Origin of the sequence: Bradyrhizobium sp. SZCCT0148, assembly GCF_018129985.1 — a bacterium.
GTDB classification, from domain to species: Bacteria; Pseudomonadota; Alphaproteobacteria; order Rhizobiales; family Xanthobacteraceae; genus Bradyrhizobium; species Bradyrhizobium japonicum_H.
On record NZ_JAFCKT010000009.1, the window covers coordinates 165,819 to 181,992 of the forward strand.

Below are 16,174 nucleotides of genomic sequence, written 5' to 3' on the forward strand. Positions count from 1 at the left end.
CTCTCAACGCAGGCCGAAGAACGACAGAATAGCCATGACCACGACGATCAAGCCGATCAGATAAATCAGTCCATCCATGGTCCGTCCTCCTCAATGTTCCTCCTCGCTAATCACCAAGCGTGCGGAACGTTCCAAATTGGACGAGAGGGCTGGAACGAATGGGCCGACAGCGCGTTTTCGGTGCAAGTCCCAAGGATGAAGATTGTGAGCGCGAAGGCCTCGGCCGGTTAAGCCCGGCTGGGGCCTTTGTTCTTGCGCTTCGTGTCCTATGTTAGCGACACCGGCTCCGCGATCATCGAGGATGCGGACCGGGGCGGAACCTCCGGATCGGGGAGAGCCGCGTGGATCGCAGAACAGCGTGCCTTCATCAGGCAGATGCCTTCCGGGAGAAGGCGATTGCCGATCCCGAGCAGCACGACAGATGGATCGATGAAGCCATCAAATGGCTGGAGCGGGCCATGGAAGCCGGCCGATGCGCGATTGTCTCGGCAGAAGCCGCCAACACCGGCGATGGTCCACAGGTCGCCTCCGAAGCGGCAGCCGACGCTCAACCGGCACTGATCACGCGCCAATAAGACGCGCCGCCGTTTCGGCCGGCACTGCGGCAATTCTTCAAGGGACGTAACAATGTTGCGGGTCGACACTATTCCCGCCCTCATGCTAGGCCGGGCATAGACCGCAACCAGAGTGACGACGTGCCAGCAAACCGCCAGCCCTCAGGAACTTGCCGCCGGCGCACATGGCGCGGGCTGCTGTCCGTGCTGATCGCCGTCGTCTACCTGCTCGCGGGCGTGCTGCATGGCTCGCACGACATCGATGTCACCACGCCGGCCGGCGGCTCGGAGATCGCCGCGGTCCTTGATGGCCCCGCCGGCCACAGTGACCACAAGGCGATCGGCGGACATCATTGCCATGGCTGCTTCTCTGTTGCCATGTCGCAGCCGGCGCTCTCGGCCGCATCGATCGCACTTCTGTCGCCCTCGCGCCCGCAACATGCACTCCGGCTCGCCGGAATTGTCCCCGATACCGACTCTCCCCCTCCTAAACCTGTTGCTTGAACGGATTGGTCGGGCGCCCAGCGCCCATTAAATTCATCGTTCACAGGTTGGTTTCATGTTTCGCAAGGGAATGGCCGCGCGCCTGGCGTGCGCGGCAGCGTGTCTGATTGCCGGATCGGCGATGGCGCCGTCGCACGCCCAGACTTTGACGATGCGGAGCGCGCTGTCGCGCGCGCTGGCCGCGAGCCCGCGGCTGACGGCGGCGGAGCGTGACGTCGGCATCGCCACCGGCCAGCGCATTCAGGCAGGCGCCCTGCTCAATCCGGAACTGTCCTACGAACAGGACGATTCATTCGGATCCGGCAAGTACAGCGGGACACGATCGGCCGAGACCACGCTGCAGATTAGCCAGGCCTTCGAGCTGTTCGGCAAGCGTGACGCGCGGATCGCGGCCGGGGCAGCTGGCATCGAGGTCGCCGCGATTCAGCGCAAGGCGATCAGGCTCGAGGTGCTGTCGGATACCGCGATCGCCTTCCTCGGCGTGCTCGGCGCGCAGCGGCGCATCAACATCCTCGACGAGCAGATTGCGGCGATCGACCGCCTGACGCCGCTGCTCCGCCGTCGCGTTGAGGCCGGCGCCTCCTCGCCGGCCGAAACCGGCCGCGCAGAAGTTGCCTCCGCTCTGGTGAAGGCCGACCGCGAGCGCTTCAAGGCCACGCTGGCCAGCGCCCGACGCGAGCTTGCGGTGCTGATGGGCGATCCGAACGCCAAGTTCGGCGAGGTCTCCGGCCGGCTCGACATCTTGGGCAAAACGCCGACGTTCCAATCGGTCGTCGCCGCCATCGACGCCAATCCCCAGCTGGTGCGCTGGACTGCGGTCTATGCCCAGCGCAATGCCGAGTTGCTGCTGGCACGGCTCAAGCCCTATCCGGACGTGCGGATCGCAGCCGGCTGGCGCCACTTCAACGAGACCAATGACGACGCCGTCAGGCTCTCGCTCTCGGTGCCGATCCCCGTGTTCGACCGGAACCAGGGAAATATCCTCTCGGCGCAGGAAAGCCTCGCCAAGACCAGGGCCGAGCGCGAGGCCAACCGCAACACGTTGATCGTGATCGCCGGCCGCGCCTACGACTCGCTGCAGGGCTCGCTGCGCGAGCTCGCGGTGCTGCGAGAGATTGCTATTCCCAAGGCCGTCGAGGCGTCCGAGGCGATCTCACAAGGCTACGGCCAGGGCCGCTTCACCCTGCTCGAGGTGCTCGACGCTCAGGCCAGCGTCAGCCAGGCGAGGCTGCGCGAGCAGGAGGCGCTGCAGAACTTCCACGCGGGCGTTGCGACCATCGAAGGTCTCGTCGGCAATCCCTTCACGCTGGCGCGGGAGAGCGCACGATGAAGACGTCCTCCACTATCGTCGTCGCCATCGTTGCCGCCGCGCTCGGCGCCTACGGCTACTCCCTGCTCGCGCCAGCCACGCCCGCGCATACCGAGCACGCCGAGCAGTCCGAAAAGAAGCCGAACGACCATGTCGAGCAGGACGAGCACGGTGCCGACCGCATCCGCATCTCCGACGTCAAGCTCGCGGCCGCAGGCGTGACGCTGGCCGAGGCCGCGAGCGTCACGCTGACCGACACGCTCGCTTTCAACGGCATTCTGCGCGCCAACCAGGAAGCCGTGGTGCAGGTGACGCCGCGCTTTCCGGGCCTTGTGAAATCGATCCAGAAGCGCATCGGCGACAAGGTCGGCAAGGACGATCTGCTCGCCGCGATCGAGAGCAACCAGAGCCTCACCGTCTACGAGCTGAAGGCGCCCATTGCCGGCACCATCATCGAGCGGCAGATCTCGCTCGGCGAATACGCTTCCGAGCAGAAGCCGGCCTTCGTCGTCGCCGATCTCTCGACCATCTGGGTCGACCTGTCGATCTACCGGCAGGACTTGAGGCGCGTTCGCCTCAATGACGAGGTGCTGATCGATCCCGACGACGGCCGCGGCGAGATCAAGGGAACGATCTCCTACATGGCGCCGATCGGCTCCAGCGAGACTCAGACCGCACTGGCACGTGTGGTGCTGCAAAATCCGGACGGACGCCTGCGACCCGGACTGTTCGTCACGTCCAAGCTAATCCTCGCCGCCCGCAACGTCGCGGTCGCCGTGCGCCGCAGCGCGATCCAGACGCTGGAGAACCGGACCATCGTGTTCGTCCGCGAGGACGGCGACAAGATCGAGGCGCGCCCGGTGGAGCTTGGCGATTCCGACCCGCGCCATATCGAGATCAGGGCCGGACTGTCGGCCGGCGAGCATTACGTGGCCGAGAACAGCTTCGTCGTGAAGGCGGAGATGGGCAAGGGCGAGGCCGAACATGATTGAACGCCTGATCGCCGTCTCGCTGCAACAGCGCTGGCTGGTCCTCCTGCTCGCGCTCGGCGTCATCGCTTTCGGAGCCTGGAACTTCCAGCGCCTGCCGATCGACGCGGTGCCTGATATCACCAACATCCAGGTCCAGATCAACACGCGCGCGCCCGGCTATTCGCCGCTTGAAACCGAGCAGCGCATCACCTTCCCCGTCGAAACCGCAATGGGCGGCCTGCCCAAGCTCGACTACACCCGCTCGCTGTCGCGCTACGGTCTCAGCCAGGTGACGGTCGTCTTCAAGGACGGCACCGACATCTTCTTCGCCCGCCAGCTCGTCGGCGAACGCATCCAGCAGGTCAAGGACCAGCTTCCGGCCGGCGTCGAGGTCGCAATGGGGCCGGTCTCGACCGGGCTCGGCGAAATCTTCATGTACACCGTCGAAGCGAAGACGGGCGCGAAGGCGCAAGGCGGCCACGACTATTCGCTGACCGATCTGCGCACCGTGCAGGACTGGATCATCAAGCCGCAGCTTCGCAACGTGCCGGGGGTGATTGAGGTCAACACCATAGGCGGCTTCGAGCGGCAGTTTCACGTGCTGCCGGACCCCGGCAAGCTGATGGCTTACCGGCTCGGCTTCCGCGACGTCATGACGGCGCTCGCCGCCAACAACGCCAATGTCGGCGCCGGCTATATCGAGCGCAACGGCGAGCAATATCTGGTTCGCTCGCCGGGCCAAGTCGGCAACCTCAGTGAAATTCAGGACGTCGTGATCGGCTCGCGCGGCGGCAATCCCGTCAGGATCAGGGATGTCGCTGTTGTCACCGAAGGACGCGACCTGCGCACGGGCGCTGCGACGCGCAATGGCGAGGAGACCGTGCTCGGCACCGCCATGCTGCTGATCGGCGAGAACAGCCGCACGGTGGCGCGCCGCGTCGCCGCCCGCCTTGACGAGATCGCCAAATCGCTGCCCGACGGCGTGGTGACGCGGACCGTCTACGACCGCACCGACCTGGTCGAAGCCACCGTCCGTACCGTCAAGAACAATCTGCTGGAAGGCGCGGTCCTGGTGGTGGCGGTGCTGTTCCTGATCCTCGGCAACATCCGCGCCGCGCTCGTGGTGGCCTGCGTCATTCCGCTGTCAATGGCGATGACGATCACCGGCATGGTCGAGACGAAAGTCAGCGCGAACCTGATGAGCCTCGGAGCAATCGACTTCGGCATCATCGTCGACGGGGCCGTGATCATCGTCGAGAATTGTTTGCGCATGCTGGCCGAGGCGCAGCGCGAGAAAGGCGGGCTGCTGACGGTCTCGGAGCGATCGCGCGCGATCCTGCGCGGGTCCAGTGAAGTCATCAAGCCGAGCCTGTTCGGAACGCTGATCATCGCGGTGGTCTATCTGCCCGTGCTGACCCTGACCGGCGTCGAGGGCAAGATGTTCACACCGATGGCGCTGACCGTGCTGATGGCGTTGGGCGCAGCCGTGCTGTTCTCTGTCACTTTCGTGCCGGCGGCGGTCGCCATCTTCGTCACCGGCAAGGTGTCCGAGCAGGAAAACCTGTTCATGCGGATGGCCAAGCGCGGCTATCTCCCCCTGCTCCGCTTTGCGATCGACAACCGGGTCGCAATCGCCGTCATGGCCGCTCTCATCGTGGTCGCGAGCGGCATTGCCGCGTCGCGGATGGGCGGCGAGTTCATTCCGAGCCTGGACGAAGGCGACGTCGCTCTGGCCTCGATCCGGATTCCGGGCACCAGTCTGACGCAATCGCTGGACCTGCAGAAGGCGCTGGAAAAGCGGATCATGCAGGTTCCGGAGGTGAAGGAGTTCTTCACCCGCATCGGCACCGCCGAGATCGCCACCGACCCGATGTCGCCGGCGCAGACCGATGGCTACGTCATGCTGAAGCCGCGTGCCGAATGGCCGGACCCGAGCAAATCGAAAACGCAGGTGATTGAGGCGATCGACAAGGCCGCCGACGATATTCCGGGCAGCGCCTACGAACTCTCCCAGCCGATCCAGTTCCGGGTCAACGAGCTGATCTCGGGGGTGCGCACCGACGTCGGCGTCAAGATCTTCGGCGATGATCTCGACATCCTGCAAGGCGCAGCCAAACAGGTCGAGGCCGCGATCCGCGGCATCCGCGGCGCCAGCGACGTCAAGATCGAGCAGGTCGCAGGGCTTCCAATCCTCACCGTGCGCCTCGATCGCCAGGCGCTCGCCCGCTACGGCCTCAGCGTCAGTGAGGTGCAGGGTATCGTCGAGATTGCGGTTGGCGGCAAGTCGGCCGGCAAGCTGTTCGAGGGCGATCGCCGTTTCGACATCGTGGTGCGGCTGCCCGAATATTTGCGCGGCAATCTCGAGGCGATCCGGGCGATCCCGATTCCGCTGCCGCCCGGCGAGGACGCCGCAACCGGCACGGCCATTCGCACGGCGCTGGCCGCCTCTTCCCTCGCCCAGATGCGCTATGTGCCGCTGTCGTCGGTTGCCACCGTCGACGCCACGCCGGGGCCGAACCAGATCAGCCGCGAGAACGGCAAGCGGCGCATCGTCGTCACCGCCAACGTCCGCGCGCGCGATCTCGGCTCCTTCGTCACCGAAGCCGAGGCGGCCGTGGCCGAGAAGGTCAAGCTGCCGCCTGGCTACTGGATCGGCTGGGGCGGCCAGTTCGAGCAGCTGGTCTCGGCCACCAAGCGGCTGACGATCGTGGTGCCGGTGGCGCTGCTGCTGGTGTTCCTGCTGCTGTTCATGGGCATGGGATCGGCGGCCGATGCGGCGCTGGTATTCTCCGGCGTGCCGCTGGCGCTGACCGGCGGCGTGGCGGCGCTGCTGCTGCGCGATATTCCGCTCTCGATCAGCGCCGGTGTCGGCTTCATCGCGCTGTCGGGCGTGGCCGTGCTCAACGGCCTCGTCATCATCGCCTTCATCGAGCGACTGCGCAGCGAGGGGCGGCCCGTCGCGGACGCCGTGCGCGAGGGCGCGCTGACGCGACTGCGGCCGGTGCTGATGACCGCGCTTGTCGCCTCGCTCGGCTTCGTGCCGATGGCGCTCGCGACCGGTGCCGGCGCCGAGGTGCAGCGGCCGCTGGCGACCGTGGTGATCGGCGGCATCATCTCCTCGACCATCCTGACATTGCTGGTGCTGCCGGCGCTCTACGTGCTGTTCCGCCGTGACGCGGCAAGCGAAACGCCTACAATGACGCCTGATTTGGCGGCGTCCGGGGAGCGCTAGAAGTGGGCAGCCACGACCATCACGGTCATCATCACCATGATCGCGGCGGCCACGGTCCCGGTCACGACCACGGTTACGGCCATGTCCATGCGCCCGCGAATTTCGGCAAGGCGTTCGCGATCGGCATTGTGCTCAACACCGCGCTGGTCGTGGCCGAAGCGATTTACGGCTATCTCGGCAACTCCACGGCGCTTCTCGCGGACGCCGGCCATAATTTGTCCGACGTGCTCGGCCTGGTTGTGGCCTGGGGCGCCTCGATCGCGGCGCGGCGGGCGCCGAGCGGCCGCTTCACCTACGGTTTTCGTGCCTCCACCATTCTGGCCGCGCTCGCCAATGCCGTGTTCCTGCTGGTCGCGACCGGCGCGATCGGCTGGGAGGCGATCCTGCGGCTGCGCGAGCCGGAGCCGGTCGCGGGCGTCACCGTCATGGTGGTCGCCGGGATCGGCATCCTCATCAACGGTTTCACCGCCATGCTTTTCGCGAGCGGGCGCAAGGACGACATCAACATCGAGGGCGCGTATCTGCACATGGCTGCCGACGCCGCGGTCTCGCTCGGCGTCGTCGTCTCCGCGGCGTTGATCATCTGGACCGGCTGGCTCTGGCTCGATCCCGTCACCAGCCTCGTCATCTGCGCCACCATCCTCTGGAGCACGACCAGCCTGTTACGCGGGTCCATCGACATGTCGATGGCGGCAGCCCCGAAGGGCATCGACCTCGCCGCGATCAGAGCCCTCCTGCTCGCGCGTCCCGGCGTGTCGGCGATCCACGATCTCCACGTCTGGCCGATCTCGACCACCGAGACGGCGCTGACCTGCCACCTCGTCATGCCTACTGGAGCCGCCGATACTTTCCTGATGGAGACGGCGCAACTGCTGAAGACGACCCATCGCATCGGCCACACCACGCTTCAGGTCGAGACCCATCCGGACAATGGCTGCGCGCTGGCGCCGGACGATGTGGTGTGACCGGGCTTAGGCTTCGGCGCGGTCGGCGCGGCCGACTCTGGCCCTGAGCCAATCGAACACCACGCTCCCCAGGATCGCGCTCGAGCCGGCGAGGAAGGGAATGACGTAATACGCGTAGCGATTGAGCCCATAAATGAGGAAGGTCGGAAACGCGGCGCTGACCATCGCCAGCAGGATCATCAATATGCCACCGGCGACGAGGCGGCCGCTCGGCCACCGAACCAAACCCGCATGGCTTGCAGGGACGCCAATCAGAAACACGAGAGCGAGGCCGAGCGTCGCCGAGGACAGCCACCAGATCAGACCCGGGAAATCGTCGTATTCGGTCGAGACCTGCACGCCGCAGCACAACGCGACCAGATCCGAGCTCGGCGCATAGCCACGCGCAAAGAGACGGTTCAGGTTGAGCTGAAGCCGATCCGCGGTCGGCAGCAGCTGCGATAGTGGCCACCAGGGTTTGTAGTTATCCTGAATCAGCTGGCCGGGCTTCAAACCGGTCGGGCTGCCAAACAACGGGAACCTGTCGCGGTCCATGAAGTACTCGTAGCCCTGCGGACTGGGCGTCCGCCGCGCCACCGAATTTGCGTCGAACAGCAGGAAGTACATCTCCCGAAAGAAGTGCCTCGTCAGGTGTCGATAGAGCGTCGACGGCGTCGTCAACGTTTCCACGAAGATGTCACGCACAACCCTTTCAAGATCCGTATCGCTGTCGCCGGCCTTCGCCATCCTGTGCATCGCGCCGAACGGCCACTGATAGACCTCGATGTCGGGCCATCCCCGAGGCGTGTCCTCGGCACGCATCTGCTCGACGTAGCCCCGCGCCTGCGCCTTCCGGTCGAGATGAACGCCATGCTCGAAATCGCCGGAATAGCCGACCACGAAGGCCATCACGGCCAGGGTCTCGTTGCCGGCGGGACGCTTGCCGATCGCCAGATTGATCGCCGCCGGCGTCAGATAGACGATTGATGCGAGAACGCCTGCCAGGGCAAGCACACCGAGCCGGCGCAGCAGACCTGCGTCCAGCACCACCACGAGCCACAACAGAATGACGGCAGCCTGTCCGACCGCCGCCGACCGGCAGGTCATCACCGCGCCGAGCGTCAGGCCCACGGCCGCAGCGGCGGGCAACGCCGGCCACTTCCTCAATGCCGCGCCCGCGGCGATGAAGGCCGCAAGGCTGACCAGGAAGTTGGAGATCGTCTCTGCACCGATCGTGTTGTCGTAGTGGACGATGCGCCCATGCAGCGCCGCAAGACAAAAGGCCACGAGCGCGAAGACGCGCGGCGCGCCGGCAAAACGCACGATCCCTGCAACGAAAAGCGCGGTGCCGACGCTCATCAGGTGCTGCGCGATGACGAACACGAGGATGTGCGGGCCGAACAGTTTCGACAGCAGCGCAAGGAAGGCGGCCACCCCATACGGCCGCTTCATCACATCTTCGAGATACTGTCCTCTCAGAATGGATTCGGTCTGGATGATATAGGCCGCACTGTCCTCATGGATGAAGTGATCCGGCCAGGCCACCAGGAAAGCCAGGTGAACCATCAAGGCCATGCCGATCGCACCGACCCAGACCCAGAACCACGCGATGGATCCTGCCCACCGGGGCAAGGCGGACCACAGACCCGTGCGCTGGTTCAGTGCTGGATGCATCTCAATGCTCGCAACCGGAAGTTCGGGAGCGACTACGTCGCCTTCGCGGTCACGATCCAGATCGCGCCCTGCAACGCGACGCTCTGCCCCTTCAGGAACGGCGCCAGCATCTCGCGGATCGAGGCTTTTGCAGCCGCATAGATCTCCGGCGGATGTCCCTGCAGCGCGCGGCTGGCGGGGCCGATCTGCAAGGCGCCGTCCACCGCGGCATCGAGGCCGCCGCCGACCGCGACGTCCATCGGAAGATTATGCGGCTCCAAAGCCATGTCGACGAAGCCGGCCCCCTTCAGGATGCGCGTCACACGCTCTTCCGAGGCGAAGGCGAACGGGCCCGGCTCCTCCGGCCCGACCGGCGGCATCTTCGGTACGTGCTTGTAGACCGCCATCAGCGGCGCCATCATCCACGGGTTTTCCTTCGGCTCGCGCCAGCAGGCGAAAGCGAGCCGCCCGGTCGGCTTCAGCGCGCGGCGAAGATTTGTGAAGGACGCAACGGGATCGGCAAAGAACATCACGCCGAAGCGCGAGGCGAGCAGATCAAAGCTCGCCGGCTCGAACGGATGCACCGTCGCATCCGCCAGCACGAAGTCGAGCGGCAGGTCTTTCGGCGCGAACGCGCGCGCCTGTGACAGCATCGGTTCGGAGACGTCGAGGCCGAGCGCGAACCCGTCGGGCGCCACCGCCTTGGCGAACGCGAACGTCGTCGCACCGGAGCCGCAGCCGACATCGAGGACGCGCTCGCCCGGCTTCGGTTTGGCGCGGTCGATCAGCACGTCGGCGATGGGTCCGAGCAGGCTCTCCTGCGCCGCATGGCGGTCGGCCCAGCGTTGCCCGCTCGGGCCGTTCCAATAGGCGATCTGGTCGGCGTTCTGCTCGTGGCCACTTGGCTGCTGCATGGTGTCTCCGGTCATTCCCATTCGTGATGCCCGTCGCGTTGCGGTTCTGCGACCGCCCAGCGGCGATATCACGTCGGGATGTCGGGCGCACCCATTCCGAAAGCAGAGGCTGCTTGGGCGCCACTCGCTTCGCGCCAATGTTCGGCTGTGCTGGCTCGCCGAGCCGAAGCTCGCGAAGCGAGCGAAGGCTGGTGGGCGGTCACGGATTCGAACCGCGGACCCTCTCGGTGTAAACGAGATGCTCTAACCAGCTGAGCTAACCGCCCCTCGCCGCCTCTTTATCCCTACCCGCCCTTGGTCGGCAAGTCCGGCCTCAATCCTGCGGCCTGCCCGACAGCAATGGCACGGCGTCGATCCAGACCGTCGCCGACTGGCACCAGATCTGCCGGACGGGGCGCAGCTTGTCGCGCTGGCGGATCGAACCCCAGCGGATGCCCCAATCGTCGGCCTGGTCGGCCTCCCCGCTGGTGAACAGCGGGGAACCGCAATCGGCACAGAAATGCTGGAAGCGCATCCGGCCGTTGTCGCCGCGCTTGCCGTAGACCTTGGGGGTGCCGCCGGTCAGGTGGACATCGGCCCTGCTGCAGATCGCCGTCACCCGGAACGGCGAGCCGGTCAGCGTCTGGCAATCGGTGCAGTGACAGACCGAGACCCCGTCCGGATCGACCTCGGCCTCGAAGGTGATCGTCCCGCAATGGCATTGCCCGTCGATCTGCATCAGCCCCCTCCCTTCGCCCAGCGAAACAAAAACGGCGCCCGAAGGCGCCGTTTTATCATCATTTCGCTTGGATCAGTGGGCTGTCAGGCCGCCGGCGGCTTCGTCGCCGTCCGGCTTCACCGTCACCTTGGTGTCCTCTTCCCAGACGATCGGCACCGGCTTCTTCACCAGCGCCTTGGCGACGACGTCGTCGAGCCGCGAAACCGGGATGATCTCCATGCCGCCCTTGATCGCATCGGAAATCTCCGTGAGATCCTTGGCGTTGTCCTCGGGGATCAGCACCGTCTTGATGCCGCCGCGGGCCGCAGCCAGCAGCTTCTCCTTCAGGCCGCCGATCGGCAGCACGCGGCCGCGCAGCGTGATCTCGCCGGTCATCGCGACATCGTGCCGGACCGGGATGCCGGTCATGACCGAAATGATCGCGGTGGCCATGGCGACGCCCGCCGATGGACCGTCCTTGGGCGTCGCGCCTTCCGGCACGTGCACGTGGATGTCGCGCCGGTCGAACAGCGGCGGCTCGATGCCGTAGGTGATCGCGCGCGAGCGGACGTAGGACGCCGCCGCGGAGATCGACTCCTTCATGACGTCACGCAAGTTTCCCGTCACCGTCATCTTGCCCTTGCCGGGCATCATGACGCCTTCGATCGTGAGCAGCTCGCCGCCGACATCGGTCCAGGCAAGGCCGGTGACGATGCCGACCTGCGGCTCGCTCTCGATCTCGCCGAAGCGGTACTTCGGCACGCCAAGCAACTCTTCCAGAGTCTTCTCGGTGACCTTGACCGACTTCTTCTTGGAGATCATCAGCTCCTTCACCGCCTTGCGGGCGAGTGTGGAGAGCTCACGCTCCAGATTACGCACGCCCGCTTCTCGGGTGTAGCGGCGGATCAATAGCAGCAGTGCGTCGTCGTCGATCGAGAACTCCTTGGAGTCCAGGCCGTGCTTGGACACCGCGTTCGGGATCAGATGCTTGCGCGCGATCTCGACCTTCTCGTTCTCGGTGTAACCCGCGATCCGGATGATCTCCATGCGGTCCATCAGCGGGCCCGGAATATTGAGCGTATTCGCGGTCGTGATGAACATCACGTTGGACAGATCGTAGTCGACCTCGAGATAGTGGTCGTTGAAGGTCGCGTTCTGCTCGGGGTCGAGGACCTCGAGCAAGGCCGACGACGGATCGCCGCGGAAATCGGCGCCCATCTTGTCGATCTCGTCTAGCAGGAACAGCGGGTTGGACGACTTCGCCTTGCGCATCGACTGGATGATCTTGCCGGGCATCGAGCCGATATAGGTGCGGCGGTGACCGCGGATCTCGGCCTCGTCGCGCACGCCGCCGAGCGAGACGCGCACGAACTCGCGCCCCGTCGCCTTCGCGATCGACTTGCCGAGCGAGGTCTTGCCGACGCCGGGAGGGCCGACGAGGCACAGGATCGGTCCGGTCAGCTTGTTGGCTCGCGACTGCACCGCGAGATACTCGACGATGCGCTCCTTGACCTTCTCCAGCCCGTAATGATCGGAGTCCAGAATGGCCTGCGCCGATTCCAGATCCTTTTTCACCTTGGACTTCTTGTTCCACGGAATCGACAGCAGCCAATCCAGATAGTTGCGCACGACGGTCGCTTCCGCGGACATCGGCGACATCTGGCGCAGCTTCTTCAACTCATGCTGCGCCTTTTCGCGCGCTTCCTTGGAGAGTTTGGTCTTGGAGATCTTCTCTTCGAGATCGGCGAGCTCGTCGCGACCGTCGTCGTCGCCGAGTTCCTTCTGGATCGCCTTCATCTGCTCGTTGAGATAATACTCGCGCTGGGTCTTCTCCATCTGGCGCTTGACGCGCGACCGGATCCGCTTCTCGACCTGCAGCACCGAGATCTCGCTCTCCATCAGGCCCAGCACCTTCTCGAGGCGCGTGGTGACGGACAGCGTCTCCAGGATACCCTGGCGATCCGCGATTTTGACGGCGAGATGCGAGGCAACGGTGTCGGCGAGCTTGGCGAAATCGGTGATCGCCTGCACGACGCCGACGACCTCGGCCGAGATCTTCTTGTTGAGCTTCACATAGCTCTCGAAGTCCGACACGACCGAGCGGGACAGCGCTTCCGCCTCGACCGACTTCGCATCGGTGTCGGCCAGCGCAATGGCGGTCGCTTCGTAATAGTCGGCGCGATCGGTATATTTCTGCACGCGCGCACGCTCGAGCCCTTCGACCAGCACCTTCACGGTGCCGTCGGGAAGCTTCAAGAGCTGCAGCACGCTGGCAAGCGTACCGGTCTCGTAAATGGAGTCGGGCGCCGGATCATCGTCGGACGCGTTCTTCTGCGTCGCGAGCATGATCAGCGCGTCGTTCTTCATCACCTCTTCGAGCGCGCGGATCGACTTCTCGCGACCGACGAAGAGCGGAACGATCATGTGCGGGAAGACGACGATGTCGCGCAGCGGCAGCACGGGATAGGCGTGCGTTTCGCCATGAACGATGGTCGGCCGGGGTTTTGGATTAGTCATGGCCTTTTCCTTTTGCTTTGCCCCCTTGCACGCAGCCCGCCATGCTCATGCGCTACCGCCACAAGGTGCCGAGGTGATCCGCAAAACCGGTCGGTCCGTTTGCGCGTTGGACCGGCTCGCCGGATCGGAACTGAGGCGAATCTGGAAGAGAATTCTTGCTCGCCGCCGACATTAGGTGGCTATCGACCCGGGGGGTGTCAAGTCATTGAAAGACGCGCGCCATCAGGCGCTTACGCAACGCGGTAAGCGACGCAACACCGGCTGCGGAGATACACTTCCGCAGCCCCAATTCGAGGGTACAGGTCTAGAGCGTTCCTGCGCCGGAAGATCAGGCGCTGGCGTTCTCGACGGCGCGATCAGACCGATCGGCGTAGATGTAGAGCGGACGCGCCGTTCCTTCCACGACTTCCCGCGAAATCACGACCTCTTCCACACCTTCCAGGCCCGGCAGGTCGAACATGGTCTCGAGCAGGATCGCCTCGAGGATCGAACGCAACCCGCGCGCACCGGTCTTGCGCTCGATCGCCTTGCGGGCAACCGCGCCAAGCGCCTCGTCGGCGAAGGTCAGCTCGATGTTCTCCATCTCGAACAGTCGCTGGTACTGCTTCACCAGCGCGTTCTTCGGCTCGGTCAGGATCTTCTTGAGCGAGGCCTCGTCGAGGTCCTCAAGCGTCGCCACGACCGGCAGACGGCCGACGAACTCGGGGATGAGGCCGTACTTCAGAAGGTCCTCAGGCTCGACGTGACGGAAAATCTCGCCAGTGCGGCGGTCTTCCGGCGCCATCACCTGGGCCGCGAAACCAATCGAGGTCGACCGTCCGCGCGCGGAGATGATCTTGTCGAGGCCGGCGAAAGCGCCGCCGCAGATGAAGAGGATGTTGGTGGTGTCCACTTGCAGGAATTCCTGCTGCGGATGCTTGCGGCCGCCCTGCGGCGGGACCGAAGCCACCGTGCCTTCCATGATCTTCAACAGCGCCTGCTGCACGCCCTCACCCGACACGTCGCGCGTGATCGAGGGGTTGTCGGACTTCCGGCTGATCTTGTCGATTTCGTCGATGTAGACGATGCCGCGCTGGGCGCGCTCGACATTGTAGTCGGCGGACTGGAGCAGCTTCAGGATGATGTTCTCGACGTCCTCACCGACATAACCGGCTTCGGTCAGCGTTGTCGCGTCAGCCATCGTGAACGGCACGTCCAGGATGCGCGCGAGCGTCTGCGCAAGCAGCGTCTTGCCCGAACCGGTCGGACCGATCAGCAGGATGTTCGACTTCGCGAGTTCGACGTCGTTGTGCTTGGTCTGGTGGTTGAGGCGCTTGTAATGGTTGTGCACCGCGACCGACAGGACCTTCTTCGCATGGCTCTGGCCGATCACGTAGTCGTCCAGGACCTTGCAGATTTCCTTCGGCGTCGGAATGCCGTCGCGCGACTTGACCAGCGAGGACTTGTTCTCCTCGCGGATGATGTCCATGCAGAGCTCGACGCACTCGTCGCAGATGAACACCGTGGGACCAGCGATCAGTTTGCGGACTTCGTGCTGGCTCTTGCCGCAGAACGAGCAATATAGCGTGTTCTTGGAGTCGCTCGTGCCGACCTTACTCATTCCTGTCTCCGTCCGCGGTTCGATTCCGTTCCGCTCGATCGCTTCATTCCGACACGATGGCCGGCATGAAGCTTAAGTAGAGCAAATTCCGTACCAAAAAAGACCTTACGCATCACATTCCGTGCGAATCACGGTCACGCGATTCTCCGCGATCATAGCGGATCAATCGTAGCCAACCATGCTGTCACCCGACTATCAAGAATTCGCTAATCGGGCGCTGCTGACTACCCGTGACAATACCGTGATTTCCGATCTTGGCACGGGCGAAGTGACCGAAATCACCCCAGCGTTGCCGGATGGCCACGGAAAACAAGCACGAAAGCGGAACTTTCTGCCTGTCGCAGGGCGCAAATCGGGCCTTGCGGCGCGCCCACGCGTCCATAGCGTGAACGCCACATGATCGCGGCGCGCGATCTCCGGGGGATCGCCGTCACACTCCAGTAGTGCTACGGGGCTTTCGCCGCCGGCTCCTCAGCGCGCTTGTCGATGACCTTGTCGACCAGGCCGAACTCCTTGGCGTCATTCGCGGTGAGGAACTTGTCGCGTTCCAGCGCGTCCTCGATCGCCTTATAGGTCTGGCCCGTGTGCTTCACGTAGATCTCGTTGAGCCGCTTCTTCAGGTTCAGGATTTCCTGGGCGTGCAGCATGATGTCGGTCGCCTGGCCCTGGAAGCCGCCGGAGGGCTGGTGCACCATGATGCGCGCGTTCGGCAGCGAGAAGCGCATGTCTTTCTCGCCGGCGCAGAGCAGCAGAGAGCCCATCGAGGCGGCCTGCCCCGTGCACAACGTCGACACCGGCGGGCGGATGAACTGCATGGTGTCGTAGATCGCAAGACCCGACGTCACCACGCCGCCCGGCGAGTTGATGTACATCGAGATTTCCTTCTTCGGATTTTCCGCCTCAAGGAACAGGAGCTGGGCGACGACCAGCGTCGACATGCCGTCCTCGACCGGTCCGGTCAGGAAGATGATGCGCTCTTTCAGCAGGCGCGAGAAAATGTCGTAGGCGCGCTCGCCACGGTTGGTCTGCTCGACCACCATGGGCACGAGGTTCATGTAGGTTTCAACCGGATCGCGCATGAGTCACCTAGGGTTTTCGGAGACGGACATCGCCGGGGCTGGCCGCCAGTTTTGGCGGGTGCGCCGGAGGGGGATGGACGTCCTGCGATGCAGGAACTTGGTAGAGATAGCTAGAAAGGCGTACCGACAGATATAGCCCAATTCGGTTCTGACAAGTGCGGAGCGAATTAAGGCTTAATCCCTGGGGCAGTTGAAGCTGA

Annotated in this window: 12 protein-coding genes and 1 tRNA gene; 5 read left to right on the forward strand and 8 right to left on the reverse strand. The window is 64.5% G+C overall.

Going from position 1 to position 16,174, the window contains the following annotated elements:
• Positions 1 to 266 precede the first annotated feature (266 nt).
• On the reverse strand, positions 267 to 644 hold the full coding sequence (locus JQ580_RS24525) for a hypothetical protein (protein ID WP_212282756.1): 378 nt from the start codon (positions 642 to 644) through the stop codon (positions 267 to 269).
• A gap of 51 nt (positions 645 to 695) precedes the next feature.
• On the opposite strand from JQ580_RS24525, the gene JQ580_RS24530 reads away from it, so the two are divergent.
• From JQ580_RS24530 to JQ580_RS24550, 5 genes are read left to right on the forward strand one after another with little or no spacing between them, the layout of a single operon-like run.
• Positions 696 to 1,058 (forward strand): hypothetical protein, encoded by a 363-nt coding sequence (locus tag JQ580_RS24530; RefSeq protein ID WP_212282757.1) that lies wholly within the window; start codon positions 696 to 698, stop codon positions 1,056 to 1,058.
• Between the two features lie 55 nt (positions 1,059 to 1,113).
• Positions 1,114 to 2,388: a divalent metal ion exporter subunit IhpA gene (ihpA, locus tag JQ580_RS24535; RefSeq protein ID WP_212282758.1), complete on the forward strand. Its 1,275-nt coding sequence runs from the start codon at positions 1,114 to 1,116 to the stop codon at positions 2,386 to 2,388.
• Positions 2,385 to 3,359, forward strand: coding sequence for a divalent metal ion exporter adaptor subunit IhpB (gene ihpB / locus JQ580_RS24540; protein WP_212282759.1), 975 nt, complete (start codon positions 2,385 to 2,387; stop codon positions 3,357 to 3,359). The genes ihpA and ihpB overlap by 4 nt, the downstream gene beginning before the upstream one ends.
• Entirely contained in the window at positions 3,352 to 6,570 is a 3,219-nt protein-coding gene (locus JQ580_RS24545; protein ID WP_212282760.1) for an efflux RND transporter permease subunit, read from the forward strand. The genes ihpB and JQ580_RS24545 overlap by 8 nt, the downstream gene beginning before the upstream one ends.
• 2 nt (positions 6,571 to 6,572) lie before the next feature.
• Entirely contained in the window at positions 6,573 to 7,535 is a 963-nt protein-coding gene (locus JQ580_RS24550) for a cation diffusion facilitator family transporter (RefSeq protein WP_212282761.1), read from the forward strand.
• A 6-nt stretch (positions 7,536 to 7,541) separates the two neighbouring features.
• Here the strand turns inward: JQ580_RS24550 and JQ580_RS24555 are convergent, their stop codons facing one another.
• The 7 genes from JQ580_RS24555 to JQ580_RS24585 all read right to left on the reverse strand — a co-directional run bounded on the left by JQ580_RS24555 (position 7,542) and on the right by JQ580_RS24585 (position 15,974).
• Positions 7,542 to 9,188 carry a hypothetical protein gene (locus tag JQ580_RS24555; protein WP_212282762.1) on the reverse strand — a complete coding sequence of 549 codons (1,647 nt, stop codon included), beginning with the start codon at positions 9,186 to 9,188 and terminating at the stop codon, positions 7,542 to 7,544.
• Positions 9,189 to 9,220: 32 nt separating this feature from the next.
• Positions 9,221 to 10,081 (reverse strand): class I SAM-dependent methyltransferase, encoded by an 861-nt coding sequence (locus tag JQ580_RS24560; protein WP_212282763.1) that lies wholly within the window; start codon positions 10,079 to 10,081, stop codon positions 9,221 to 9,223.
• Between the two features lie 189 nt (positions 10,082 to 10,270).
• A tRNA-Val gene (locus JQ580_RS24565) sits at positions 10,271 to 10,347 on the reverse strand.
• A gap of 47 nt (positions 10,348 to 10,394) precedes the next feature.
• On the reverse strand, positions 10,395 to 10,799 hold the full coding sequence (locus tag JQ580_RS24570; protein WP_212282764.1) for a GFA family protein: 405 nt from the start codon (positions 10,797 to 10,799) through the stop codon (positions 10,395 to 10,397).
• Positions 10,800 to 10,871: 72 nt separating this feature from the next.
• Positions 10,872 to 13,295 (reverse strand): endopeptidase La, encoded by a 2,424-nt coding sequence (gene lon / locus JQ580_RS24575; RefSeq protein ID WP_212282765.1) that lies wholly within the window; start codon positions 13,293 to 13,295, stop codon positions 10,872 to 10,874.
• 328 nt (positions 13,296 to 13,623) lie between these two features.
• Entirely contained in the window at positions 13,624 to 14,895 is a 1,272-nt protein-coding gene (clpX, locus tag JQ580_RS24580; protein WP_094891775.1) for an ATP-dependent Clp protease ATP-binding subunit ClpX, read from the reverse strand.
• A gap of 446 nt (positions 14,896 to 15,341) precedes the next feature.
• The gene (locus tag JQ580_RS24585; RefSeq protein WP_212282766.1) at positions 15,342 to 15,974 is read right to left on the reverse strand and encodes an ATP-dependent Clp protease proteolytic subunit; all 633 of its coding nucleotides are present in this window, start codon (positions 15,972 to 15,974) and stop codon (positions 15,342 to 15,344) included.
• Positions 15,975 to 16,174 lie beyond the last annotated feature (200 nt).